Annotated in this window: 27 protein-coding genes; 12 read left to right on the forward strand and 15 right to left on the reverse strand. The window is 33.6% G+C overall.

The annotated features are described in order from the left end of the window. Positions 1-1,910 (reverse strand): class I tRNA ligase family protein (locus V7P73_RS08345; RefSeq protein ID WP_333852603.1); only part of this gene is annotated, 1,910 nt, incomplete at its 3' end. Positions 1,911-1,915: 5 nt separating this feature from the next. Beyond that, positions 1,916-2,380, reverse strand: coding sequence for a lipocalin family protein (locus V7P73_RS08350; protein WP_333852606.1), 465 nt, complete (start codon positions 2,378-2,380; stop codon positions 1,916-1,918). A gap of 177 nt (positions 2,381-2,557) precedes the next feature. On the opposite strand from V7P73_RS08350, the gene V7P73_RS08355 reads away from it, so the two are divergent. Continuing rightward, complete coding sequence (locus tag V7P73_RS08355) at positions 2,558-3,313, forward strand: glycosyltransferase family 2 protein (RefSeq protein WP_333852608.1); 756 nt, start codon at positions 2,558-2,560, stop codon at positions 3,311-3,313. Further along, positions 3,313-3,939 (forward strand): deoxyuridine 5'-triphosphate nucleotidohydrolase, encoded by a 627-nt coding sequence (locus V7P73_RS08360; protein ID WP_333852610.1) that lies wholly within the window; start codon positions 3,313-3,315, stop codon positions 3,937-3,939. The genes V7P73_RS08355 and V7P73_RS08360 overlap by 1 nt, the downstream gene beginning before the upstream one ends. A 2-nt stretch (positions 3,940-3,941) precedes the next feature. Here V7P73_RS08360 and V7P73_RS08365 read toward each other — a convergent pair whose 3' ends face one another. From V7P73_RS08365 to V7P73_RS08375, 3 genes are read right to left on the reverse strand one after another with little or no spacing between them, the layout of a single operon-like run. Then, positions 3,942-4,460: a hypothetical protein gene (locus tag V7P73_RS08365; RefSeq protein ID WP_333852611.1), complete on the reverse strand. Its 519-nt coding sequence runs from the start codon at positions 4,458-4,460 to the stop codon at positions 3,942-3,944. Then, on the reverse strand, positions 4,457-5,716 hold the full coding sequence (locus V7P73_RS08370) for a 3-deoxy-D-manno-octulosonic acid transferase (protein WP_333852613.1): 1,260 nt from the start codon (positions 5,714-5,716) through the stop codon (positions 4,457-4,459). Before V7P73_RS08370 ends, V7P73_RS08365 begins: the two co-directional genes overlap by 4 nt. Before the next feature lie 4 nt (positions 5,717-5,720). Then, a complete protein-coding gene (locus V7P73_RS08375) occupies positions 5,721-6,197 on the reverse strand; it encodes a DUF1648 domain-containing protein (RefSeq protein WP_333852615.1) in 477 nt (158 codons plus the stop codon). 351 nt (positions 6,198-6,548) lie between these two features. On the opposite strand from V7P73_RS08375, the gene rpmH reads away from it, so the two are divergent. Both rpmH and V7P73_RS08385 read left to right on the forward strand, forming a co-directional pair. Further along, a complete protein-coding gene (gene rpmH, locus V7P73_RS08380) occupies positions 6,549-6,707 on the forward strand; it encodes a 50S ribosomal protein L34 (RefSeq protein WP_039365072.1) in 159 nt (52 codons plus the stop codon). A 135-nt stretch (positions 6,708-6,842) separates the two neighbouring features. Further along, a complete protein-coding gene (locus V7P73_RS08385; protein ID WP_333852629.1) occupies positions 6,843-7,553 on the forward strand; it encodes a cell division ATP-binding protein FtsE in 711 nt (236 codons plus the stop codon). 78 nt (positions 7,554-7,631) lie between these two features. Here V7P73_RS08385 and V7P73_RS08390 read toward each other — a convergent pair whose 3' ends face one another. From V7P73_RS08390 to V7P73_RS08400, 3 genes are read right to left on the reverse strand one after another with little or no spacing between them, the layout of a single operon-like run. Further along, complete coding sequence (locus V7P73_RS08390; protein ID WP_333852632.1) at positions 7,632-8,336, reverse strand: tRNA1(Val) (adenine(37)-N6)-methyltransferase; 705 nt, start codon at positions 8,334-8,336, stop codon at positions 7,632-7,634. Beyond that, positions 8,337-9,791 (reverse strand): sensor histidine kinase, encoded by a 1,455-nt coding sequence (locus V7P73_RS08395; protein WP_333852634.1) that lies wholly within the window; start codon positions 9,789-9,791, stop codon positions 8,337-8,339. Between the two features lie 54 nt (positions 9,792-9,845). Further along, on the reverse strand, positions 9,846-10,460 hold the full coding sequence (locus tag V7P73_RS08400) for a riboflavin synthase (RefSeq protein WP_333852636.1): 615 nt from the start codon (positions 10,458-10,460) through the stop codon (positions 9,846-9,848). 224 nt (positions 10,461-10,684) lie between these two features. On the opposite strand from V7P73_RS08400, the gene pdxA reads away from it, so the two are divergent. The 6 genes from pdxA to rocD all read left to right on the forward strand — a co-directional run bounded on the left by pdxA (position 10,685) and on the right by rocD (position 16,013). Continuing rightward, complete coding sequence (gene pdxA / locus V7P73_RS08405; protein ID WP_333852638.1) at positions 10,685-11,773, forward strand: 4-hydroxythreonine-4-phosphate dehydrogenase PdxA; 1,089 nt, start codon at positions 10,685-10,687, stop codon at positions 11,771-11,773. Positions 11,774-11,874: 101 nt separating this feature from the next. Then, positions 11,875-12,402: a YceD family protein gene (locus V7P73_RS08410; RefSeq protein ID WP_333852640.1), complete on the forward strand. Its 528-nt coding sequence runs from the start codon at positions 11,875-11,877 to the stop codon at positions 12,400-12,402. Positions 12,403-12,447: 45 nt separating this feature from the next. After that, positions 12,448-12,651, forward strand: a complete 204-nt coding sequence (gene rpmF / locus V7P73_RS08415) for a 50S ribosomal protein L32 (RefSeq protein WP_333852642.1) — start codon at positions 12,448-12,450, stop codon at positions 12,649-12,651. A 106-nt stretch (positions 12,652-12,757) separates the two neighbouring features. Continuing rightward, entirely contained in the window at positions 12,758-13,234 is a 477-nt protein-coding gene (gene accB, locus V7P73_RS08420; RefSeq protein WP_333852644.1) for an acetyl-CoA carboxylase biotin carboxyl carrier protein, read from the forward strand. An 80-nt stretch (positions 13,235-13,314) separates the two neighbouring features. After that, positions 13,315-14,673: an acetyl-CoA carboxylase biotin carboxylase subunit gene (gene accC / locus V7P73_RS08425; RefSeq protein ID WP_333852645.1), complete on the forward strand. Its 1,359-nt coding sequence runs from the start codon at positions 13,315-13,317 to the stop codon at positions 14,671-14,673. Between the two features lie 101 nt (positions 14,674-14,774). Continuing rightward, entirely contained in the window at positions 14,775-16,013 is a 1,239-nt protein-coding gene (gene rocD, locus V7P73_RS08430) for an ornithine--oxo-acid transaminase (RefSeq protein ID WP_333852647.1), read from the forward strand. Here the strand turns inward: rocD and V7P73_RS08435 are convergent. The 6 genes from V7P73_RS08435 to V7P73_RS08460 all read right to left on the reverse strand — a co-directional run bounded on the left by V7P73_RS08435 (position 16,010) and on the right by V7P73_RS08460 (position 21,353). Beyond that, complete coding sequence (locus tag V7P73_RS08435) at positions 16,010-17,089, reverse strand: glycosyltransferase family 4 protein (protein WP_333852649.1); 1,080 nt, start codon at positions 17,087-17,089, stop codon at positions 16,010-16,012. The genes rocD and V7P73_RS08435 overlap by 4 nt on opposite strands. Positions 17,090-17,096: 7 nt before the next feature. Beyond that, positions 17,097-18,200: a glycosyltransferase family 4 protein gene (locus tag V7P73_RS08440; protein WP_333852651.1), complete on the reverse strand. Its 1,104-nt coding sequence runs from the start codon at positions 18,198-18,200 to the stop codon at positions 17,097-17,099. Positions 18,201-18,242: 42 nt separating this feature from the next. Beyond that, the gene (locus V7P73_RS08445) at positions 18,243-19,463 is read right to left on the reverse strand and encodes a glycosyltransferase family 4 protein (protein WP_333852653.1); all 1,221 of its coding nucleotides are present in this window, start codon (positions 19,461-19,463) and stop codon (positions 18,243-18,245) included. A 12-nt stretch (positions 19,464-19,475) separates the two neighbouring features. After that, complete coding sequence (locus tag V7P73_RS08450) at positions 19,476-20,102, reverse strand: hypothetical protein (RefSeq protein WP_333852655.1); 627 nt, start codon at positions 20,100-20,102, stop codon at positions 19,476-19,478. Positions 20,103-20,127: 25 nt separating this feature from the next. Then, on the reverse strand, positions 20,128-20,616 hold the full coding sequence (locus tag V7P73_RS08455) for a hypothetical protein (protein WP_333852657.1): 489 nt from the start codon (positions 20,614-20,616) through the stop codon (positions 20,128-20,130). Between the two features lie 392 nt (positions 20,617-21,008). Continuing rightward, positions 21,009-21,353: a phosphomannose isomerase type II C-terminal cupin domain gene (locus V7P73_RS08460; protein WP_333852659.1), complete on the reverse strand. Its 345-nt coding sequence runs from the start codon at positions 21,351-21,353 to the stop codon at positions 21,009-21,011. Positions 21,354-21,509: 156 nt separating this feature from the next. On the opposite strand from V7P73_RS08460, the gene gltX reads away from it, so the two are divergent. Together gltX and V7P73_RS08470 are read left to right on the forward strand one after the other, a co-directional pair. Then, the gene (gltX, locus tag V7P73_RS08465; protein WP_333852660.1) at positions 21,510-23,018 is read left to right on the forward strand and encodes a glutamate--tRNA ligase; all 1,509 of its coding nucleotides are present in this window, start codon (positions 21,510-21,512) and stop codon (positions 23,016-23,018) included. A gap of 65 nt (positions 23,019-23,083) precedes the next feature. Continuing rightward, complete coding sequence (locus tag V7P73_RS08470; protein WP_333852662.1) at positions 23,084-24,040, forward strand: acetyl-CoA carboxylase carboxyltransferase subunit alpha; 957 nt, start codon at positions 23,084-23,086, stop codon at positions 24,038-24,040. 312 nt (positions 24,041-24,352) lie between these two features. Here the strand turns inward: V7P73_RS08470 and rpsB are convergent. Further along, positions 24,353-24,628 (reverse strand): 30S ribosomal protein S2 (gene rpsB / locus V7P73_RS08475; RefSeq protein WP_333852664.1); only part of this gene is annotated, 276 nt, incomplete at its 5' end.

The following is a 24,628-nucleotide window of genomic DNA, read 5'->3' on the forward strand; positions in this document are numbered from 1 at the left end:
CCCAAAATCATCCCTTGATTAATCAACTTTTGGAAAGGCTCATTTTGTTCAATGCAACCTCTGTCTTTCAGAAACATATTCCAAAAACGCGAATATAACAAGTGACCGGTTGCGTGCTCGCTTCCGCCGATATACAAATCAACTTGTCCCCAATAATCAGTCAGTTCTTTTTTAGCAAAAACCTCATCATCATTTGGGTCCATATATCTTAAGAAGTACCAAGAACTTCCTGCCCAGCCTGGCATAGTAGATAATTCTAAAGGGAAAACTGTTTTGTCATCAATCAAATCTGTATCAACTACTTTTTGATTCGCCTCGTCCCAAGCAAATGTTTTTGCGTTTCCTAATGGTGGGTCGCCGTCTTCTGTCGGCAAATATTTCTCAACCTCAGGAAGTTCCAAAGGCAAAGCGGAATTTGGCAAAGTGTAAGGCATTCCTTCCTTATAATATATAGGAACAGGCTCGCCCCAATATCTTTGTCTAGAGAAAATCGCGTCACGCTGTCTGTAATTCGTAGTTCCGTGACCAATTCCTTTGTTTTCGATTTCAGCAATGATTTTTGCTTTTGCATCATTATAATTAAGACCATTCAAGAAATCAGAATTCACACAAACCGAATCTTTAGAATCATAAGCTTCTTCCTGAACATCCACATCAGATTCTACAACTTTGATGATTTCTAAATTAAATTTCTTAGCAAATCTGTGGTCACGCTCATCGTGTGCAGGAACCGCCATCACAGCTCCAGTTCCGTAACCCATCAACACATAATCCGAAATATAAATAGGAATTTTGTTCCCATTAAAAGGATTAATCGCATAACTTCCTGTGAAAGCACCACTCACGTTTTTCACGTCAGCCATTCTATCACGCTCTGTCTTTTTCGATGTTTCTTCTATATAAGTTGCGATTTCCGTTGCTTGTTCTTCAGTTGTTAAATTTTGAACCAAAGGATTTTCCGGTGCCAAAACCATAAAAGTTGCACCAAAAATCGTATCAGGTCTTGTCGTGAAAACTTCAATCGTTTCTCCATTTTCAGTTGCAAATCTTACTTGAGCACCTTGAGATTTTCCAATCCAATATTCCTGAGAATCTTTCAAAGGTTGTGGCCAATCCAAAGTTTTCAGACCTTGCAACAATCTTTCAGAATATGCTGAGATTCTCATACTCCACTGCATCATTTTCTTTTGAAAAACAGGGAAACCACCTCTTTCAGATTTTCCGTCTTTCACCTCATCATTCGCTAAAACTGTTCCCAAAGCAGGACACCAGTTTACAGTCGTTTCCGCTCTGTAAGCCAAACGATAATTTAATAAAATCGCACCTTTATCAATTTCAGAAGCATTTTTCCATTCTTCTGCCGTGAAATTCAGTTCTTTATTTTGATTGGCATTTAATCCGTCACTTCCTTTTTCTTCAAAATGTTGGATTAAGGTTTCGATCGATTCTGCCTTGTCTGTATTTTTATTATACCAAGAATGAAACAACTGAATAAAAATCCATTGCGTCCATTTATAATAAGAAGCGTCCGAAGTTCTCACTTCCCTACTCCAGTCGAAAGAGAAACCAATCTTTCTTAATTGCTCCTCATATCTCGTGATATTTTGTTCAGTCGTAATGGCAGGATGCGTTCCAGTTTGGATGGCGTATTGCTCCGCCGGAAGCCCGAAACTATCGTAACCAACCGGATGAAGAACGTTGAAACCCTGATGTCTTTTGTATCGCGCATAGATATCAGAAGCAATATAACCGAGCGGATGCCCCACGTGAAGTCCAGCTCCGGAAGGATACGGAAACATATCGAGGACGTAAAATTTCGGTTTGTCTGTTTTATCGGAAGTCTTGTAAGTTTGATTGTCTTCCCAGTATTTCTGCCACTTTTTTTCTATCTGCTGATGGTCGTAAAACATTATTTTTAATTTCTTTTGTAAGTTTTTAATTCATAAACGGTGTGAAAAACGCCACCAGAATCCGATAAAAAATAAAATTTGGTAACGAGTTCTTTATCCGTAAGTTTAACAATATTGTATTCAAATACTGAATTATTTGTATAATTATGTTTAATTGTATTAGCCGTCTTATCCCAAGTATAATTAGAGCTACCTTCGGAATCCAAAATACACTCCGAAAAAGTTTCTCTATATCTCACGCTAACACTCTTTCCAGTGTCCAAATATTCGATATATGTCTTTTTTTCACAATCTGTGTATTGCGTCTCAGCTAATTCCGGCGTACCAGTCCTATCGTCTATAACAGAATGACTTACTACATACCATCTACCTTGAAGATTAGGTTCTGTAACAGTTGCGGGTTTATCATCATCCTTTCTGCACTGGACAGAAACCAAAACAATGAATAGAAAAAATAAAACTTTCTTCATTTTTCAAATTAAGCTAATATTTGACGAACACAAATTTATGGATTTGAAAACAATTAGCAATAATAATTATTTAGACACCTTATCCTTTATCAGTTTCAAAAGCGAACCTCAATAATTTTCACAATTAAAAACCTATTATCTTAAAGTCTGTATCTTTATCTTTGTAAAAAATCGCAAGTGCCAGAAATCTCAATCATTACACCGAGTTACAATTCTTCAAAATATTTGAACGAAACCATCAATTCTGTCCTCAACCAAACTTTTCAAGATTGGGAATGGCTGATTACTGATGATTGTTCGACAGATAATTCGGTAGAAATTTTAGAACAAATTGAAGATTCGAGAATTAAAGTTTTTAAAGCTGAAAAAAATGGTGGCGCTGGTCACGCAAGAAATATTTCATTGAAAAATGCAAGCGGAAGATTTATCACATTTCTGGATGCAGACGATTTTTGGAAACCGAATTTCCTTGAAGAAATGGTTGGATTTATGAAAAAAGAAAACTCCGAATTAGCTTATTCCACTTATTCCCGTTGTGATGAAAATCTTAATCCCACAAAAATTGGAGATTTCGAAGCAGATAAAATCGTGACTTTTAATAACCTACTGAAAACCTGTCGGTTATCTTTACTTTCGTCGATGTATGATTCTAAAAGAGTTGGTAAATTTTATTTTCCGGAAGGCACAAAACGTGAAGATCACGTGATGTGGCTTGAACTTTTGAAAAAAATCCCGCAAGGAAAACCACTGAAAAAAACTTTGTCAAAATACAGAATGCTTCCCAACAGTGTTTCCAGAAAAAAATCAAATATTATGAAGGATCAATATTTGGTTTACAAAAATTATATGAAATTTTCAACTTTGAAATCTCTGTATTATACAGCTAATTGGGCTTTCAACGGTTTTATCAAATATTCTAAAATCTTTAATTAATGGAATATTCAAAAGAATTCAAACAGGCTTTGAGCGAGTTTTCTCCGATTGAGAAAGACCGATTGATTTACCGATTATTGAAGAAAGATAAATTGCTTTCCAAAAAATTATATTTCGAACTCATCGATCCGGAAACGACTGATGACAAACGAAATGCGATGGAAGAAATCATCAGCGAAAGAGTTACGGAGATTTCAAAATATGTTGCCAATCAGAAATATTTTTTGGTTTTGATCAGAAAACTGAGCGCAGAAATAACGGAACATGTGAAAATCACGACGGATAAATTTGGGGATGTTTATCTGAATTTATTTTTAATTAATAAAATCCTTGAACACAACGAAAAACTGGGACGTCAGAGATTCGATGCGGTTTACAAACTTTACATTTACCTCATCAACAAAATCATCAAAGCATTAATCCAAATCAAAAAACTGGATCAAGATTACTGGATGGAATTTGATGAACTTCTCAGTGACATCGATTTCCAAATCCACGAAACACTTTATTTTGAAAAACTATGTATCAATAATAGTTTTGATTTTAATTGGTTGCAATGCGAGAATATTCCTGACCATTTTGAATTGATTGTAAAAAATATCAAGAGTGAGGGATTTTTGAGGTAATATTAATCAAGGCCCATATCTTTTTTGAAGTCTTTAGAAAATTTAAACCCTTTCGTTTTCAAAAATTCTACTAGTTCAAAATCCCCTTGAAATCCGTAAATAATTTCAATTTCACTTTTATTATTAAATACAAAATTCCACATTCTAGGATTGTAGTTGTAATCATATTTTGCAAGATTAAAAATTTCATAAGGCATCTTTTTAAAAATTCCATTAAAATTATGAGCAAATTCATTCTCATAAACTATTGTTTTGAAATCTTTTACTTTAAAGACATTTTTATAAGGAAAACCACTAAGCAAATCGATTGAAGTAAAATGAATCGTTAATAATTTGCAATTCATTATTGTTTCATCAGGCAACATTCCAACAGCTAATAAATCAGTTGTTCTTTTGATGAATTTTCCTTCTTTCATCCTGTATTCAACAAAACTTTCGACAAATTTTTTGATAGTTTTCTTGTCTTGAGAAAAGCTCAAAACCGAAGTTAAAATCAATAGAATAGAAAGCTTAATTTTCATAAAGACAAAATTTTCTTCACAATAATCTCCGTAGAATTAGGTTGAGAATTGACAAATTCAAAGGCTTTTTCCGACATTTCTTTCAGGTAAGATTTTTCTTCGCCCTCGGTTTGGGAATCTTTTTTAATCACTTCTGTAATGAAAGCCGACGCGACCACAAAATCATCAAAACTTTTTCCACCTTTAGCTTCAATCAACGCATCAGCTTCAGGGTTTTTCTTGTATTGATTTCCGAAAACCACAGGAACACCATAAACCGCCGCTTCCAAAATATTGTGTAATCCCGCCGAATGAAATCCACCACCAACAACTGCCAAATCTGCATAAGAATACAATTTGGAAAGTTTTCCAATGCTATCGATGATTAGAATTTGAGAATTTGAGAATTCTGGAGCGTGAGAATTTGTAAGAGAACTGTATAATATAGCGTTCGGAAACAATTTTTGCAGATGCGCAACGCGCTGCAAGTCGTGCGGTGCAATAACTATTTTAATTTCAGGAAGTTTTTTTGCAACAACCTGAGCAATATCTTCTTCTGCCTGCCAACTGCTTCCAAACACAATCAGTTTTTGATTACCTTTGAATTCTTCTATAAACTCGAGATGGTTGTCTCTATCAAGAAACTGTTTCACTCTATCAAATCTTGTATCTCCAGAAACTGTAGAATTATTTAAACCGAGTTTTTTCGCCAAAGCCTGAGATTTAATCGTCTGATGAAAAAACCAATCAATATTTTTCTTAAGCTGGTTTGCAAACCATTTTCCATAACTTTCAAAGAAAACCTGATGCTCATAAAACAAAGCTGAAATCACATAGATTTTTGTTCCTCGATTTTTTAATTCTCCAAGAAGATTGTACCAATAGTCATATTTCACCGTGAAGAAAATCTCCGTATCGAAAGTGGAAACAAATTCTCTCACGTCTTTTTTTCTATCGAAAGGTAAATAACAAACTGCATCGGCAATCTGTTTTCTTTTTTTCACATTTTCATAACCCGAAGGTGAAAAAAAAGTTACCAAAGTTTTATGTTCTGGGAATTGTTCTTTTAGTTTTTCGAGAACAGGAAGACCTTGCTCATACTCACCAAGACTAGCAGCGTGCATCCAAAGCACTTTTTGCCCTTGGATTTTTTCTTGAACAATTTTCAACGATTCTTTTCTTCCTCGAACTCCTTTTTTGGTTTTGGAATCAAAGAGTGAAAAGATTTTCATCCCGAAAATCATGATATGGATAGAAAGATTGTATATAGATTTCATTTAATCAGCCTTGTAGATTTTGGCGTTTTGAGATTTTGTAAGAATAAACTAGAAGTCCAGCGACAAAAATAAAAACTAAGCCTAGCGAGTAATTCATTGTCGAACTTAATCCCTTGGTTTTTCCTAAAGCATTCTGTATACTTTCATAATTAATATCTGCAAATATCAGCATTATTATTAATAAAAGAACACTTACAACAAATTCAGTAAGAATAGGATTGTCTTTTATATTTTGGGGAATATTCAGTAGAGGGAAATTCGTTTTTTTCGAAACATATATTAAAAATAAGAACAAAACTGAAGTTAGACCTGTTTCAAACCAAATTGTACTTCTTGAACCAAATCCATCAGGAGTTCCATCAAGATTATAATGAATTGGAATGGTTTCTTGCAGGTTCCTAAAATTAACAATAGTAAAGATCCAGATAAATAACAAAACCACAAAAGAAATAACTTTCAGTATAAAAGAGATAGTTTTCATAATTGTTTAGTTCTTTACTACAAATCTATAATTATTTATTGAAGGAATTCATATCACTAGCCAATCCAAGTTTTTTTGATAAAGTTAAATTCATTTTGAATTTTGAACTTGGCGAAGCGCACCCCGGCTTGAGTGGAAATCCTTTTTTGCTTGTACAAAAGTTCTATTTGATCTGAAATAGTCTGCAAAAAAGATTGGGAACGGAAGACGGATGAAGCTGCCCAAATAATTGGAATCAATAGAAAGTGAAAAATTAACATAAAAAAGTTTTTAAATATTTGCCACTCAAAATAAAATCTCTATATTTGCAATCTGAAAATTTAATAGAATTACGAACTAAATATATTAGTGATGAGTAAAAGAACATTCCAACCATCTGAAAGAAAAAGAAGAAACAAGCACGGTTTCCGTGAAAGAATGTCTACACCAAACGGAAGAAGAGTGTTGGCAGCTAGAAGAGCAAAAGGCAGAAAGAGCTTAACTGTTAGTGCAGCACGCGCTAAGAGATAATTCCTTCAAAATTATCATATACAAAGATGTCTGGATTTATTTTCAGACATTTTTTGTTGTTAAAATTTGCCAAAAGTAGAGGACAAAAAATAAGTTTTTGCTATTTTTGAGTTTCACAACTTTCAATTTGAAATTATGCCGCACAGAAATGACCCTGGAGTCGATATTATAGATTTGAGCAGTGCCAAAATTGTTCAGAAAAACTTCACTGTCCTGAATGATGTTGACCTTCATATCAAGAAAGGAAAATTCTGCTACCTGATTGGAAAAACAGGTTCCGGAAAAAGTTCTCTTTTGAAAGTACTTTACGGACAACTTCCTTTACAAGGCGGAAGCGGACAAGTCGCAGGTTTTGATTTGAAAAAATTGAAACAGTCTGACGTTCCTAACCTGAGAAGAAAATTAGGAATTGTTTTCCAGGATTTCCAATTGTTATCTGATAGAAATATTGAGAAGAATCTTCTTTTTGTTCTACAAGCAACCGGCTGGAAAGACAAATTAAAAATGGAAACAAGAATTGATGAAGTTTTGTCAAGCGTTGGGATGAAAACCAAAAAGCACAAAATGCCTCATCAACTTTCTGGTGGCGAGCAACAACGTGCAGCGATTGCAAGAGCTTTACTAAATCATCCGGAATTGATCCTTGCAGATGAGCCAACGGGAAATCTTGACCCAGAAACGTCTAACGACATTATGACGCTTTTAAAAAATCTGGCTGAAGAAAACCATTGCGCAGTTGTAATGGCGACGCACGATTATCATATGATTCAAAATTATCCTGGCGAAGCCATCCGATGCGAAAACGGACAAGTTTCTGTTTTGGATACAGCAGAATTATTCGAATAAAACGTAGAAGTTAGAGATTAGAATTTAGATGTTAGATTCAATTCTAAAATTGTATAAAATACAAACCTCTTTGAAAATTCAGAGAGGTTTTTTATTGAATAAATGGAAGTCTTTTGTAAGATCAAGATATTCATCAGAGTAAACTCTTGGCGATTTTTCTATGATGAAATTTTCTTCTTTAACTTCTGATTGTTGGAATGAATATTCTAAAACTACTCTTTTCGGTTCAGCTGTTTTGATTCCTTTGATGATGACTTTTCTTTTAAGAAACAGATTATTCTCTAGGCAAATTTGAGTGAATTGTTTTTCGGAATCAATTGGAATAATAACAGAAAACAAACCTTCATCAGAAAGTAATTGCGAAGCTTTTTGAATCAAATCAGAGAAATCTAATTCCAGTCTTTGTCTTGCCAGAATATCTTTTTCAGAATTGTTGATTTCAAAATAAGGTGGATTCGAAATGATTAAATCAAATCTTTCTTGGTTTTCAAAGTTTTTAAAATCCTGAAGCCAACTTTTGATTCTATCGGAAAAAGGAGAATTCGAAAAATTAGCTTGAGAAATACTGACTGCTTCTGAATTAATATCAATTGCTAAGATGTTGGCATTAGAATTTCTTTGAGCCAACATTAGAGAAATAATTCCTGTTCCAGTTCCTACTTCCAGAATTTGTTTTGCTTGATAAACATTGGACAAAATCCCCAACAAAACCGCATCCGTCCCTACTCGGAAAACCGATTTATCTTGCTGAATTGAAAATTTTTGAAATTTGAAAGGCTTCATCTAAAGATTTGAAGGCATCGAGATGGTGAATGTCGCACCTTTATCAGGCGCAGAAACTACAGTTATCGTCCCGTTGTAATCTTCGACCATACGTTTTACCATTGTCAACCCTATTCCCATTCCACTATTTTTGGAAGTGAAATTCGGGTCGAAAATCTTTGTTATTTTATCTTCAGAAATCCCTACTCCATTATCTTGAACCGTGATTCGGATTCGTTTTTCAATTTTTTCCAAATCTACATTGATGACGGACTTTCTATCATCAGCTTTTGCCTGACTTGCGTTGGTCACAAGGTTAGTTATAATTCTCGAAAGATAATCTCTGTCAATTTTCATCGGAATATTATCGTGATTGGCGTGAACAAAAATATTTTCATCACTGAAAATCGTCAACACATTTTTCACTTCTTTATTGAGAGAAATCTCTTCATCATTTTTCTGAGGCAACTGTGCAAATTCAGAAAATGCACTTGCTACTCTACTGATAACATCGATTTGTCCGATGATAATTTCACTTAGATTTTTAACTTTAGCAGCGTTATTTGGGTCGTTCGGGTCAAATTTCCTTTCGAAGTTTTGCATCATCAGCTTCATTGGCGTCAACGGATTTTTCACCTCGTGTGCTACTTGTTTTGCCATTTCCTGCCAAGCCGATTGTTTTTCTATATAACTGAGACGTTCACGCTGGTCAGCAATTTCTGCAATCATTTTGTTGTAAGCCTTAACCAAAGCATTCAGCTCATCATTTTTATAATATCTGATAGGATGCAGATTTTTATCAAACAAATTGATTTTACTAATCATCGACGTAAATCGGATAATTGCTTCCGTCAAATTATTCGAAATAATCCAACTAAACCAAATACTGAACAATATAATAAGAAGATTGACACCAATGATGTAAATAAAATACTCTTTGAAAACCTCCATATAAGCACTCTCGTTGTGATAATACGGAAAATACACATAAGCAATATTTTCTAACATATTATTCTTCAACACCATATAAGAAGAAACAATCGTCGCTTTCAGTTTTTCGTCGTAAGCTTTATCATCGTATTGTTTACCGTTTTTCTTAATAGCATTTATGACATCTGCGGGCATTTTCTTCTGGGCAACAAGATTCGGGTCTTTGTTAGACAAAAGATAATTACCATTCAGGTCGTAGATAACAATGTCGTGTTTATTGATATCCGCAATTTCGTAAATTTCATTTTCAAGAATTTTAGGAATATCTTTGGTTTCAACCTGAGAATGACTGAGCGCATAATCCAAAGAAGACATAAGAGCTTCGGACTTGGTTTGCATATCCGTCTGGCTTTGCTTCTTTGCATTGTCTCTCAAAATTACATAAGACAAAGTAGCCGAAGTAATGACACTCAGAAAACAAATAGCGAGAAATCCAATGAAAACCCTATTTCTTAATCGGTAACCTTTATAATCAGTTAATGGCATTTTGCTTTTTCAAATATTGTTTTGTGTTTTTGGAGGTCTATGCAGTTGACAATTCTATTGATATTTTTGCACCATATTAGACAATGGCGATTTCAAAAGCTTTGCAACATATTTTCCAATGATGTCGAATTCCAAATTCACAATATCGCCAATTTTCAAATGCTTCATATTTGTAAACTCCCAAGTGTACGGAATTATTGCCACAGAAAACTGATTTGTTCCACTTTCAGCAACCGTCAGACTCGTTCCGTTCAGCGTGATAGAACCTTGTGGAACCGTCGTATATTCGTTGGTTTCCTCGTAAGAAACTGTAATGAAATAACTTCCGTTTTGGTCTTCGATACTTTTCACAACTCCAGTTTTGTCCACGTGACCTTGCACAATATGACCGTCCAACCTACCTTCGAATTTCAAACAACGTTCCAAATTCACTTCCGTTCCAACATTCCACGCACCAAGATTCGTTTTTTCAAGCGTTTCGTTGATTGCCGTCACCTTGTAAGAATCACTGTTTATTTCCACAACTGTCAGGCAACAGCCGTTGTGCGCCAGACTTTGGTCGATTTTCAGTTCCTGAGCAAAAGGACAACTCAACACAAAATCAATATTACCTTCATTTCTATCGATTTTTTCAACCTTTCCGGTCGCTTCTATAATTCCTGTAAACATTTGTATAATTAATATTGTTAAAATTTTTAGGAGCTTAATCCCGCTTTCCACTCTATCTTTTTCTTTTTTAGCAAAAAAAAGAAAAAGGATGCCGTTGCAATCGGGGCTATGGGCTTTGTCTCCAAAAGAAGTTCTAACTTTCAAATACAAGCCTTTTCCTACCAAAACCTATCCTAAAAAAAACTAAATTTGTAAAATTCTTTTTAAATGTCAAAGATAAACAAATGAGCTCCAAACATCATAAAATCAGAGTAGGAATTTCAATCGGCGATTTCAACGGAATCGGACCAGAGATTATTCTAAAATCTCTGAAAGATAAAAGCATAACAGATTTTTTTACGCCGGTTATTTTTGGTTCGGGTAAACTGTTCACTTATCAGAAAAACATTCTCAAGCTTCAGACCAACTTCAATTACATCAATTCTGCAAGAGAAGCACAGTCTGGGAAAATCAATATGGTGAATCTCACCAAAGAGAACAGCAATGTAGAATTCGGTGTTCCAACGGAAGAATCCACAAAAATGGCAATCGATTCTTTGGCATCTGCAACACAAGCTCTTCTTAATAATGAAGTAGATGTTATCGTAACCGCTCCTATTAATAAGGACGAGATGATGAAATACGGTTTTGCTCACGCTGGACATACAGGTTATTTCGAAGAAAGAGCAGGTAAAAAAGCAGTAATGTTTATGGTAACCAACGATTTGAAAGTCGCTGTTTCCACGCATCATATTCCGGTTTCAGAGATTGCTCAGAATATTTCCAAAGAAAAACTGAAAAAGCAAATCACTCAATTGGTAAAAACTTTGAAAGAAGATTTCTGTGTAGAAAAACCGAAAATTGCAGTTCTAGGACTCAATCCTCACGCTGGCGATGGCGGTGTAATCGGTAAAGAAGAAATCGAAATCATTAAACCTGCGATAAAAGAACTTTTCAATAATGGAACTTTAGCTTTTGGTCCATATCCGGCGGATAGTTTTTTCCAACCAGAAAAATATAAAGCTTTCGATGCAGTTTTAGCGATGTATCACGACCAAGGTTTGGCACCTTTCAAAACAATCGCTTATGAAGAAGGCGTGAATTATTCTGCGGGTTTGCCTTTCATCAGAACATCTCCAGACCACGGCGTTGCCTATGATATTGCGGGAAAAAATCTGGCAGACGAAACTTCTTTCTCCGAAGCAATTTTTACAGCTGTCGAGATTTTTAAGAACAGAGAAGAGTACCACGATTTGATGAGCAATCGTCTTCGTCCGAAAGCTTCTCACGCAAATAATGGGATAGACGAAGACCTTCCGATTGAAAATAACTAGACGAAAAATCAGTTTTTGAGGAGTAAATTTTTGCAAGTCAAGTATTTCCAAAAAAGATTTTGTTATTTAAAAAAAATAAATTATTTTTGCAAACCGTTTTTATGGACAGAATTAGAAACTATGACGTTGCCTTTATAGGCTTAAAACCGGGAAAACACGATTTCGTATTTGAAATCGACCAAGAGTTCTTTGATTTATTTGAGACTGAGCAGGAATTTTTTAATCCAAAAATCAATGCTAATGTTCTTTTGGACAAGCATACTACTTTTTTGGAGTTCTTCATTAATGTTTCAGGAACCGTTCAATTGATTTGTGATATTAGCAATGATGAATTTTCTGAAAATATTGAGAATGATTTGAAAATCCTTGTAAAATTTGGGGAAGAATATGATGACAGCGATGAAGATGTCATTACCATCAATAAAAAAGATGGCGAATTCAACCTTGCTAACCTTATATATGAAGCAGTAGTTTTATCTATTCCGATGAAAAAATTAGCACCATCTGTAAGAGACAATGATGAATATCAAAAGATATTAGACCAATACAGTCCAAAAATAGTCGAAGAGGAAGAAGAAAGCACAGACCCCCGATGGGAAGCTTTGAAAAAATTGAAAGATAATAATTAAGCAATAACAATACAATTCGCAAGAATTTTTTAAAAAGTACTAACAATGGCACATCCTAAAAGAAGACAGTCGTCTACAAGAAGAGATAAAAGAAGAACTCACTACAAAGCAGTAGTTCCTCAATTGGCAAAAGACGCTACGTCTGGCGAAATGCACTTATACCACAGAGCGCACTGGCACGAAGGAAAACTTTATTACAGAGGAAAAGTTGTAGTAGAGAAAAATGTAGAAACTACAGAAGAAAACTAAGATTTATCTTTCGATAATCTTATACTTAGCATAAAAAACCACTCGGATTTTATCAATTTGAGTGGTTTTTTATTATATTTGGCGTTCAAAATAATTTAAAAAATTTATGGATATAAAAGACATTCAGAATCTTGTAAGATTTGTTGCAAAGGCAGGTGTTTCCGAAGTGAAATATAAAAATAAAGACTTCGAGATCTATATCAAAACCCCACTAGGAGGTGAAGCAGTAAGCTATTTAACTCCACAAGTTGCTTATCAGGCTCCAGTTTCTGCACCGGTTGCAAATCAAGCTTCTGCTCCTGTTGCTACTTCTGACGCAGCTAGTTCTGCTGATGACAGCAAATATATTACTATCAAATCTCCAATGATTGGAACTTTCTACAGAAAACCTTCTCCAGATAAAGATGTTTTCGTAAACGTAGGCGATTCTGTAACAGAAGGAAAAGTGGTTTGTGTAATAGAAGCAATGAAACTTTTCAACCAAATCGAGTCAGAAGTTAGCGGAAAAATTGTAAAAATATTGGTAGAGGATTCTTCTCCTGTAGAATATGATCAACCATTATTTTTAGTAGACCCATCTTAATATAATTGATAAATTATAAGTGATTATTAATTGATGCACTTTATCTTAATTTTTAATTCTTAATATTTAATTATAAAAGGATGTTCAAAAAAATATTAATCGCAAACCGTGGTGAGATCGCAATGCGGATCTTGCGTACGGCAAAAGAAATGGGGATAAAAACCGTTGCCGTTTATTCTACAGCGGATAAAGATAGTCTCCATGTTCGTTTTGCAGACGAGGCAGTTTGCATCGGCCCTGCGATGAGCAAAGACTCTTATCTTAAAATTCCTAATATTATTGCTGCTGCAGAAATTACTAATGCAGACGCAATTCATCCAGGTTATGGATTCCTTTCAGAGAACGCAAATTTCTCTAGAATCTGTGCTAAAAACGGAATCAAATTCATCGGAGCAACTCCTGAGCAAATCGAAAAAATGGGCGACAAAGCTACGGCTAAAGCGACTATGAAAGAAGCTGGAATCCCATGTGTTCCTGGTTCTGATGGTTTGATTGATTCTTACGAAGACGCAAAAGCTACGGCAAAAGTAGTGGGTTATCCTGTGATGATCAAAGCTACTGCTGGTGGTGGTGGAAAAGGGATGAGAGCTGTTTGGAAAGAAGAAGATTTGAAAGAACATTGGGATTCTGCAATCCAAGAAGCTGTTGCTGCTTTTGGAAATGGTGGAATGTATATGGAAAAACTAATCGAAGAGCCTAGACACATTGAGATTCAGATTGCTGGAGATCAATTTGGTAAAGCTTGCCACCTTTCTGAAAGAGATTGTTCTATCCAAAGAAGAAATCAAAAACTGATTGAAGAAACCCCTTCTCCTTTTATGACGGATGAACTTCGTGAAAAAATGGGAGCGGCTGCAGTAAAAGCGGCTGAATATATTGGATACGAAGGTGTTGGAACTATCGAATTTTTGGTAGACAAACACAGAAATTTCTATTTTATGGAAATGAATACCAGAATCCAGGTAGAACACCCAATCACAGAGCAAGTTGTAGATTATGATTTGATTCGTGAGCAGATTCTATTAGCTTCTGGAACGCCAATCAGCGGAAAAAATTATTATCCAAAAATGCACGCTATCGAGTGCAGAATCAACGCCGAAGATCCTTATGCGGATTTCCGTCCTTCTCCTGGAAAAATTAAAGAACTTAATATTCCTGGTGGACACGGTGTAAGAGTGGATACGCACGTTTATTCTGGGTATACAATTCCGTCTAACTACGATTCTATGATTGCGAAATTAATTGTGACTGCTCAAACAAGAGAAGAAGCGATTGCAAAAATGAGACGTGCTTTGGAAGAATTTTACATCGAAGGGGTGAAAACTACCATTCCTTTCCACAGACAATTATTGGAAAATGAGGATTTCCTTGCTGGAAATTACACTACCAAGTTTATGGAAGATTTTGTAATGGACAAAAGTTTTGATAATCATATCTAAAGATTATCATCCTTATAGATAAAAATGCCTGACTTTAAAAGTTAGGCATTTTTATTATTACCAATAGCATTCTTATTACTATTTTTGGCAAAATCTTTATTATGGAAAACAAGTCTTATCAATATTTCATTGACTTAGAAAATCAATACGGCGCTCACAATTATCATCCACTTCCTGTGGTTTTAGAAAAAGGTGAAGGCGTTTTTGTTTGGGATGTTGAGGGTAAGCAATATTATGATTTTCTCTCAGCTTACTCTGCTGTGAACCAAGGTCATTCTCATCCAAAAATTGTAGAAGCGTTAGTCTATCAGGCTAAAAAATTAGCCTTAACTTCAAGAGCTTTTTATAATGCTAATCTTGGAGAATACGAGAAAAAAATCACAACACTTTTCGGATTCGATAAAGTTCTTCCTATGAATTCCGGTGCTGAAGCGGTGGAAACAGCAGTGAAATTAGCCAGAAAATGGAGCTACGAAGTAAAAGGAATTTCTGAAAATGCTGCAAAAATAATTGTTTGTGAAAACAACTTCCACGGAAGAACAACTACAATTGTTTCGTTTTCCAATGATCCCGATGCTAATCAAAACTATGGACCTTTCACACCAGGTTTTGAGAAAATTCCTTACAATGATTTAACTGCTTTAGAAGAAGTTTTAAAACAAGATTCACAAAATATTGCAGCTTTCTTAGCAGAGCCAATCCAAGGTGAGGCTGGAGTTTTTGTGCCGGATGAAGGATTTTTGAAAAAAGCTTCAGAACTTTGTAAAAAATATAACGTGCTTTTCATTGCTGATGAAGTCCAAACCGGCATCGCAAGAACTGGAAAATTAATTGCTTGTCATCACGAGAATGTTCAACCTGATATTTTGATTTTAGGAAAAGCTCTTTCTGGAGGAATGTATCCTGTTTCTGCAGTTTTAGCAAATGATGAGATAATGAATGTCATCAAACCTGGTCAACATGGTTCTACATTCGGAGGCAATCCAATTGCTTGTGCAGTAGCTGTTGCGGCTTTGGATGTTGTGGCTGAAGAAAAATTATCCGAAAGAGCTGAAGAATTAGGCCAACTGTTCCGTTCTGAAATTGAAAAATTAATTCAAAAAACAGATTTAATTACAAAAGTTCGTGGAAAAGGTTTATTGAATGCTATTCTTATTAATGACACTCCAGATAGTAAAACCGCCTGGAATCTTTGTGTAAAACTGAAAGAAAATGGTCTTCTTGCAAAACCAACTCATGGAAATATTATTAGACTTGCACCGCCTTTGGTCATTACGAAAGAACAACTTTTAGATTGTGTGAAAATTATTGAGAAAACTGTTTTGGAATTTCAGAATTAATTTTCCAAAATCCTTTCATACAAATCGTGGTATTGTTTTGCCATGACTTTGTAATCAAATTGTAAAGCCCAATCTGTCAACTTTTTTTCCAGTTCCGGTTGGGTTTTATATTTTTCAAGACCTTGGAGAATGACATTCGCCATTTCTTGCGGGTCGAAACTTTGAAAGTAAAAAGCCACATCACCTCCAACCTCAGGAAGACTGGTATAAGTTGATAAGAAAACAGGCCTTCCGAAATACATTGCTTCGATTGGAGGAATCCCAAATCCTTCCGCTAGAGAAGGTTGACAAAGTGCTTCACAGTTTTTTAAAAGTCCAAATTTTTCTTTGTTACTAATGTTTCTTAGAATGTGAACTCTGTTTTCTAAGCCATTTACTTTAATTTCTTCTAAAATCTGATCTTCATAATCTTTCTTACTTCCAGATACTACTAAAACCAAATCTTCTTCCAGAAACTTTAGCATTTTAATCAATGGTAATTGGTTTTTTTTAGGAAATAAAACACCAATATTTAGAAGATATTTTTTGTCTCTGAGAAGTGGAAAATCCTTAATCTGACATTCTTTTTTTTCAGGAAAGGTAATTCCGTTATAAATAACTTCCGTTGATTTTAGTTTTTTCAAATCAAAAAGATGTTTATTTTTCTCAAAATCGTCTTTAACAAAATTCGATATACATACAATATGGTCAGTGTACTTTAAACTTCTATTAACCTTGTAAAGCATTTTAAGCTTTTTGGTACTTTTGAAATTTTCGTGTAAAAAATTAAGATCGTGCAAAGTGACAACCTTTTTTGTTTTAGAATAATTTTTTTTGAAGTAAGGAGATAATTGGTGGCTTACATGGACCAAATCATAACTAGAACTAAAAATATCCGCAAACTTATTCCACACGTGTCTGTTAACAATATTAGATTTTGGAATATATTTCCTGATTCCGTCTATCGGTCCAAAAAAATCCAAAATAAGACTAGAGTCTAAAGTCAACAAACCTTTGGCTAAATTTCTAAACACAGATGCAATGCCTGAGTTAGGATAGCGCAAACGTTCCAAATCTACAAGTACCTTCTTCTTCAAACTTTTTTTACAAAGATATATTTATTATTTTTTTTTCTGTTTCTGGATTGTGATTTTCTGAAAAATAATTAATTGCATTAGATTTAATTTTTTCATAATAATCATCATCGCTTATTAACCTTATTATGGCATTGGCAAAGTCCTGATAATCTTCTACAACGACACAACCATTATTAGTTTTGTTAATAAGTCCATCTACACCTCTTCTGTTAGTAACAACTGGCAGGCCAAACGATAGCGCTTCTAAAACTTTTATTTTAATACCAGTCCCACTTAGCATTGGACATATTGCTATTCTCGCTTGCTTATAGAATGAATCGATATCATCCACAACGCCATGTTTTATGACATTGGGATAATCTTCAGAAATTTTATTACAAATTTTTCCAATCAAATGAATGATAACATTATTTAAATTTGGTAATACTTGTTGTAAAAACCAATGTATACCTATGACATTATGCGGATTATCACTTGCAACATAAATCACATCATACTTAAAATCATTTGTATGTTGATTATACTTAAAAGGAAATGACACCGGCATTAAAGTAATCTTTTTACCCGTAAATTGTTCAAAAATGTAAGCTTCTTCTATTGAATAAGTCCAAATTTCATTAAATTTTCGCAGAATACTAATTTCGTCTTGAAAAAGTTTTCCAATCTTATTCTCTTTAACTCGACTTTGAGCAGTTATAAAATCATGAGTATCAATAATTTTATAAACATTATCAGAAAGACCTTCAACTAATTTACCCCAAACTGCGTAGCTAATAATTGCAGTATCAAAAGAATTCTTCTTCATAATTTCTGAAAATTCTTTTCGCAAAATGAAGCTTGTTAAATCAATCGAATTATTTTTAAAAAAATAAGGTATTTTATACAAAAAGAAATACTTAAAGAAGTTTTTTTTGTATTTCTTATCTAATAAATAAAAACTGATGTTAGGATATTTTTGTTTGAATAAAACTTCATCATTATTATTCCACATCCCCCAATCTCTCAGGGAAACAAAAGTAATCTCCAGATTTTCATTTTCATTAAAAATTGAAAGCAACTGATTGAGCCTAGTTGTATTGCCTGCTTTTCCAGAAATTGGATTATCTGGCATAAAATATAGAAGCCTTTTTTTCAAAATTATTTACAAATTACATTAAAATTGCAGAATTGTTTCATAAATCTTCAAATGCTCAGCAACAGTTTTTTCCCAAGAAAAATTTTTAGACTGCTCTATTGCTTTTCTACCTAAATCTTGTCTATACTCATCATTATCATAAATCTCCCACATTGTATCAACAAGTTGGTCCTGGTCTGTTGGGTCTAATAAAATCCCAGCATCACCTACAACCTCTGGCAAAGATGATGTGTTTGAAACTACTACAGCAGTTCCGCATTGCATTGCTTCTAACGGAGGTAGGCCAAACCCCTCATAAAAGGACATATAATAAAAAGAATTTGCATTGCTATATATACTTGCCAAATCCTCATCTGGAATATGACCCGTGATAATTATTTTATCCTTAAGCTCTTTTGCATTTTCATACTCCTTGAATATATTATCAAAATCCCAACCTTTGTTACCTACTAAAACCAAACTAAGATCATTAATCTTTCTATCAATAATCATTTTTACAAAACTTCTAATGACGTGATCTATATTTTTTCGTGGTTCCAAAGTACTAAGACTTAAAAAATACTTATTAGGAATATTATATTTTTTTTGAACTTCAGAAAACTTCTTCTCATCATCACATTTATAAAAAAAATCTTTTGATGCTGCTAAAAGACTTACAAATACTTTGTTGGGATCAATCTGTGGCGCATATTTTAGTAAATCTTTTTTTGTATTCTCCGAAACACAAATTACGAAATTATTTGAACCAACAGAATAAATTGTTTTTTCCAATAATTCTGTATTAGCATTATATTGGGGAAAAAGAATTGGAATCAAATCATGAATTGTTACTATTTTTTTTATATGTTGATATTTTTGTAAACTGAAATGAATTGGATAATATAAAGTGTGATATATTTGACTATTATTAATTTGACTATTAAATTTTATTTGATAATCAAATATTCCAAATTTTCTGTATATTTTTTTAAATAGTTTTTCCTTTCTAAAAGGTATAAACTTAATTCTTTCACAGCTATTGACACTTTTTATAGACAAATCTTCATCTGAGAGAAATCGCCCAATCTTAGATTTCATCTTTCTATCATTATTAAAGTTAAAATTAGAATAAAGAACATCAAGTTTATTATTAAACATAAATCTTCTTAATAATTCATAAGTAACTCTAAATATACCTGTTTGATTATTTTTGTATGAATTTCCTAAAACTTCTAAATCGAAAATAACTCTAATTTTCATAAAATTTTAAAATTATAGTGTATCGTAAAAAAAATTCTGACTTTTTTGATTGTCTATATCCTTTATATGGATAAGGCAGAATTTTTCATTTGCTTTAATTTTTTTTGTTTTTTTTTGATTAACAAGAATTTCGTGGATTTTATTTTGCCATCTAATATTCCTTTTAAGTCTAAAAATTCTATTTTGAAAATCTGGAAAATTTACATAACCCTTATCATTAATTTCCCATCCCCAATTATTAATATCTTCAGTTGTAATACCATTTACAATATTAATTCTTGGAACCAAAAAACAATCCGTCTTATAGTTTTTTAAAAGAAACCATTTTATATTTGTAATTAATTCTGTTGTTGGATATTCATCAGCGTCTATTTGGAAAAGATATTTTTTTGAAGCCTTTTTAATCAAATTATTTTTAAAAGTTGCAAAATCTCCATCTAAAAAAGAAGTAATTCTTTTAATTTTATTTCCATAGGAATTTAAAACGTTAGTTACTTCTTGACTCTCATTTGTTATATCCTGAAGAACAACAATTTCATCACTCTGATCAATCAATGGGATAAGTTTATCTAAAAGAATTCTAATTTCCTTTGCTTCATTATTTACGGTAATCCCATAAGTAATTGTGGAATTAGTCAATATTTTTAAAATCTTACTAAACATATTATCTATAATAAAGGGGATATTTGCCTGAAAAATGAATAAAATAATTATTCTTCATAATATCTTCAACCAATTTCTTGTAATTTGAAGTTGGATACAAAGAATTTTCTGTTTTTTTGTAGTATATTTTTCTAAAAAATTTCCATATTTTTTGTTCTTCTCTTTCAACAATTCTACCTTTCTCTGTGCCTTTCATCTTATATAATACTTGCGCATTAAATTTTAATGGTGAAGGTTCAAACCAATCATAAATTTGTGAAAAATATGCAAATGGTGTTTCTTCAAAACTATTCAATTCACCTTGGTTATGGTTCGAATAATAATAATCTTTAAAAATACCAAAGGCAATTTTTGGTCTAAATATAAACACCCCTCCATTTATGCTTCCCTTAAGTAAAGGATTTTGTTTAAAATTTCTATCTGTAAAATAGCTTTCACTAGTTTCCCCCCAATATTCTTGGAATATGTTGCCAAGTTTTATTAAACTCATCTGTATTCCTTGGATCAAGAACAGCTCCAAAACACTTATTCTCTGGTAAATAATCGAATATAGATGGAGCAACATCAGATATCAAGATATCCAAATCCAAAAATAAAACTACATCATAATCAATCAACACAGAAGGTATTAAAAGTTTCTGAGACAAAATATTTCTATGAAAAGATTCATCAATAGGTCTATCTAAGATGATTAAATTAGCATCACACTTATTTGCATAATCAAGAAATTGGACTTTGTTTTTGAGATATAATTTTTTATATTTTTCTCCAATTATAAAAAGACAAATTGCTTTTTCATCAAAATAATTTTTAATCTGAAATAAAAATATTTATAAAAAAAACGATAAGTATTAATTATTACTCATCGCTTTTTATATAAAGTTATTCTCTCTCATACTCATCCTCCAATCTAACAATATCCTCTTCTCCAAAATAAGTTCCAGTTTGAACTTCTATGAAAACAACAGGCTTATCAGTAAGATTCATTATTCTATGTTTAGCACCAAGTGGGATAAAAACACTTTGACCGTAACCTAAAGAAATCTCTTCACCATCCAAAACAACAGTTGCATTCCCTTCGATAATAGTCCATTGCTCTTGTCTTTTATGATGATATTGATAAGATAATTTTTGACCTGGGTTCACTTCAATCCTTTTCAGCTTATAGTTTGGTTCATCCGCCAAAACATAGTATTTTCCCCAAGGTCTTTCTCCGATTTCTAGCATAGCTTTTATTTTAATCTACAAAAATAGTATTTCGTAAAAGATTAACCAAATTCAAAAGGCTAACCGCTCAGAATTTCTTAATTTTGCACCACAATTTTTTAAAATGAAATCGGATTGCGATTGCATTTGACTTTAAAAGAATTTAAATATCTACCAATGAAAAAAGTAAGAGTGCGTTTTGCGCCAAGTCCAACGGGAGCTTTACATTTAGGAGGAGTTAGAACAGCTCTTTACGATTATCTTTTTGCTAAGAATCAAGGAGGCGAATTTGTACTCAGAATCGAGGATACAGATACAGCCAGATATGTAGAAGGCGCAGAAGATTATATTATGAATTCTTTGGAGTGGTGTGGGATTATTCCTGACGAAAGCCCAAAAATTGGTGGACCTTATGCTCCTTACAGACAATCTGAAAGAAGAGATATTTACGACAGATACAAAGAGCAAATCTTGAAAACAGATTATGCTTATTTAGCTTTTGATACCCCAGAAGAATTGGATGCTATCAGAAAAGACTTCGAAGCTAGAGGTGATGTTTTTGCTTACAATCATCAGACAAGACAACAACTAAGAAACAGTATTTCTCTTTCCGCTGAAGAAGTTCAGAAATTGTTGGATGAAAATGTTCCTTATGTCGTTCGTTTCAAAATGCCAATTGACAGAATCTTGAATCTTCAAGATATTATCAGAGGAAATTTCTCTGTGAATACCAGTACACTTGACGATAAAGTTCTAATCAAAAATGACGGAATGCCAACTTATCATTTCGCCAATGTTGTAGATGATTTTGAGATGAAAATTTCTCACGTCATCCGTGGTGAAGAATGGTTACCATCTATGCCTTTGCACGTTTTATTATATGAAGCGATGAATTGGGAAGCTCCTGAATTTGCGCATCTTTCATTGATTCTTAAACCTGAAGGAAAAGGCAAATTGAGCAAAAGAGACGGTGCAAAATTCGGATTTCCGGTTTTCCCAATGGATTTCAAAGATCCAGAAAGTGATGAGATTTGGAAAGGTTATAAAGAATCTGGCTATTTCCCTGAAGCTTTTATCAATATGACAGCTTTGTTAGGTTGGACACCAGCAAACGATAGAGAGATTATTTCAATGGACGAAATGATTGCCGAGTTCGATCTTCACAAAGTTCATAAAGCCGGCGCAAGATTCGATCCACAGAAAGCGAAATGGTTTAATCAGGAATATTTGAAGTTGAAATCTGATGAAGAGGTTTTGTTTTTACTGAAAGAAATTGATGAAGTTAAAGCGTTGAATCTTTCTGATGACAAATTATTGAAAATCGTTTCATTGATGAAAGAAAGAGCAACTTTTGTGGTTGATATTTACAATGATGGAAAATTCTTCTTCGAAACTCCAACTTCTTACGATGAAAAAGCAACCAAAAAAGCTTGGAACGATACTACTTCTGCAATTTTGAAAGATTTCTCAACCCAACTAGAAACGTCAAAATTTGATTCAGAAACTTTGAAAGAAGCGATTCATCATTTTGCACAAGAACATTCTATCGGGATGGGAAAAGTAATGATGCCTCTTCGTCTCGCTTTGGTTGGAGAACTGAAAGGACCTGATGTTCCGGATATTATGAGTATCATTGGAAAAGAAGAAACATTGGCAAGAATAGAAAAAGCAATTAGTTTAAATTAATTTAACAATTCAAAAACCATTTAAAAAAAATAGATTATTTTTGAACGGTTTAATCCAAACAAAATATGGAGTATTTAGAATTTGAACAGCCTGTAAAGGAATTGATAGATCAATACGAAAAATGTGTACAACTAGGTACAGAAAGCGGAATAGATGTAGATGAATCCTGCAAAAAGATCAAAACAAAAATAGAAGAAACTAAGAAAAAAATATACGGAAGCCTTACGCCTTGGCAAAAAGTACAACTTTCCAGACATCCGGACAGACCTTATACACTTGATTACATCAACGGTTTGGCAGATGCAGGAAGTTTTGTAGAATTGCACGGTGATAGAAATTTCGGGGACGACCCTGCGATGATTGGCGGAATTGCCAGCATCAGTGGAAATACCGTGATGCTGATTGGAACTCAGAAAGGCAGAACTACCAAAGAACGCCAGCACAGACGTTTCGGGATGTCTAATCCAGAAGGTTACAGAAAGGCTCTTAGATTGATGAAATTGGCAGAGAAATTCAATATTCCTGTGGTAACTTTTGTTGATACACCTGGTGCTTATCCTGGTCTTGAAGCAGAAGAACGTGGACAAGGTGAAGCTATTGCCAGAAACATCTACGAAATGTGTCAATTAAAAACTCCGATTATCACAATTATTATTGGTGAAGGAGCAAGTGGTGGCGCATTAGGAATTGGTGTTGGAAACAAAGTTTATATGTTGGAGAACACTTGGTATTCTGTGATTTCTCCGGAAAACTGTTCTGCAATCCTTTGGAGAAGCTGGGAGTACAAAGAAACTGCAGCAACAACAATGAAACTTACTGCTGATGATATGTTGAAGCAGAAGTTGATTGATGACATCATCCCAGAACCACTTGGAGGCGCTCATTATGACAACGTAGCCACTTTCGACAATGTGAAGAGATTCATATTGAAAGATATCAAAACCCTTTCTAAATTACCGGTTGATAAATTGGTTGCGGAGAGACAAGATAAGTTTATTGCAATGGGAGAATTCAAAGGATAAGTTTTAATTTCCTTTGATTTTTATAAAATTAAAACCTTTTCAGAGTTGAGCTTTGAAAAGGTTTTTTATTTGTATTGATTAACCAATGTTAATCGGAAGCCAAATCTGCGCCCCGACTTGAGCGAAAATCCTTTTTTGCTTGTACTTCGAATTCTATTTAATATAAAATCTTCCTACAAAAAAGATTGGGAGCGGAAGGCGGATAGAGGCGCCCAAACCTAACGAAGTGGTTCGACGAAGTCAAATAATTCACAACAAAAAAAGCGATTCAATAAAACTTGAACCGCTTTTATATTTTAGAAAAGATTCTAATTATTCAGCATCGAAATCAGCATCTGCTTCTGCAGAAACTTTTTCGCCTTCTTCTTTAGATTTTTCTTTATCTGCTTTTCTTTGAGACAAACCATCTTTGATAGAAGCTGAAACAACGCTCAACAACATATCGATAGATTTTGAAGCATCATCATTTCCTGGGATTACGAAATCCACTTTTCTTGGATCTGAGTTAGTATCTACGATACCGAAAACTGGGATACCCAATTTTTTTGCTTCTGTTACTGCGATGTGCTCTCTCATAATGTCAACTAC

It is taken from the genome of Epilithonimonas sp., from assembly GCF_036780765.1.
GTDB lineage: Bacteria > Bacteroidota > Bacteroidia > Flavobacteriales > Weeksellaceae > Epilithonimonas.

Bases quoted from the DNA above. Each gene is read 5' to 3' on its own strand.
- V7P73_RS08385 (WP_333852629.1), top strand. From the start codon at position 6,843: ATGCCGCACAGAAATGACCCTGGAGTCGATATTATAGATTTGAGCAGT.
- gltX (WP_333852660.1), top strand. From the start codon at position 21,510: ATGAAAAAAGTAAGAGTGCGTTTTGCGCCAAGTCCAACGGGAGCTTTA.
- V7P73_RS08395 (WP_333852634.1), bottom strand. From the start codon at position 9,791: ATGCCATTAACTGATTATAAAGGTTACCGATTAAGAAATAGGGTTTTC.
- V7P73_RS08360 (WP_333852610.1), top strand. From the start codon at position 3,313: ATGGAATATTCAAAAGAATTCAAACAGGCTTTGAGCGAGTTTTCTCCG.
- accB (WP_333852644.1), top strand. From the start codon at position 12,758: ATGGATATAAAAGACATTCAGAATCTTGTAAGATTTGTTGCAAAGGCA.
- accC (WP_333852645.1), top strand. From the start codon at position 13,315: ATGTTCAAAAAAATATTAATCGCAAACCGTGGTGAGATCGCAATGCGG.
- rpmH (WP_039365072.1), top strand. From the start codon at position 6,549: ATGAGTAAAAGAACATTCCAACCATCTGAAAGAAAAAGAAGAAACAAG.
- V7P73_RS08455 (WP_333852657.1), bottom strand. From the start codon at position 20,616: ATGAGTTTAATAAAACTTGGCAACATATTCCAAGAATATTGGGGGGAA.
- V7P73_RS08350 (WP_333852606.1), bottom strand. From the start codon at position 2,380: ATGAAGAAAGTTTTATTTTTTCTATTCATTGTTTTGGTTTCTGTCCAG.
- rpmF (WP_333852642.1), top strand. From the start codon at position 12,448: ATGGCACATCCTAAAAGAAGACAGTCGTCTACAAGAAGAGATAAAAGA.
- V7P73_RS08470 (WP_333852662.1), top strand. From the start codon at position 23,084: ATGGAGTATTTAGAATTTGAACAGCCTGTAAAGGAATTGATAGATCAA.
- V7P73_RS08445 (WP_333852653.1), bottom strand. From the start codon at position 19,463: ATGAAAATTAGAGTTATTTTCGATTTAGAAGTTTTAGGAAATTCATAC.
- V7P73_RS08410 (WP_333852640.1), top strand. From the start codon at position 11,875: ATGGACAGAATTAGAAACTATGACGTTGCCTTTATAGGCTTAAAACCG.
- V7P73_RS08375 (WP_333852615.1), bottom strand. From the start codon at position 6,197: ATGAAAACTATCTCTTTTATACTGAAAGTTATTTCTTTTGTGGTTTTG.
- V7P73_RS08365 (WP_333852611.1), bottom strand. From the start codon at position 4,460: ATGAAAATTAAGCTTTCTATTCTATTGATTTTAACTTCGGTTTTGAGC.
- pdxA (WP_333852638.1), top strand. From the start codon at position 10,685: ATGAGCTCCAAACATCATAAAATCAGAGTAGGAATTTCAATCGGCGAT.
- V7P73_RS08460 (WP_333852659.1), bottom strand. From the start codon at position 21,353: ATGCTAGAAATCGGAGAAAGACCTTGGGGAAAATACTATGTTTTGGCG.
- V7P73_RS08440 (WP_333852651.1), bottom strand. From the start codon at position 18,200: ATGCCAGATAATCCAATTTCTGGAAAAGCAGGCAATACAACTAGGCTC.
- V7P73_RS08400 (WP_333852636.1), bottom strand. From the start codon at position 10,460: ATGTTTACAGGAATTATAGAAGCGACCGGAAAGGTTGAAAAAATCGAT.
- V7P73_RS08370 (WP_333852613.1), bottom strand. From the start codon at position 5,716: ATGAAATCTATATACAATCTTTCTATCCATATCATGATTTTCGGGATG.
- V7P73_RS08390 (WP_333852632.1), bottom strand. From the start codon at position 8,336: ATGAAGCCTTTCAAATTTCAAAAATTTTCAATTCAGCAAGATAAATCG.
- rocD (WP_333852647.1), top strand. From the start codon at position 14,775: ATGGAAAACAAGTCTTATCAATATTTCATTGACTTAGAAAATCAATAC.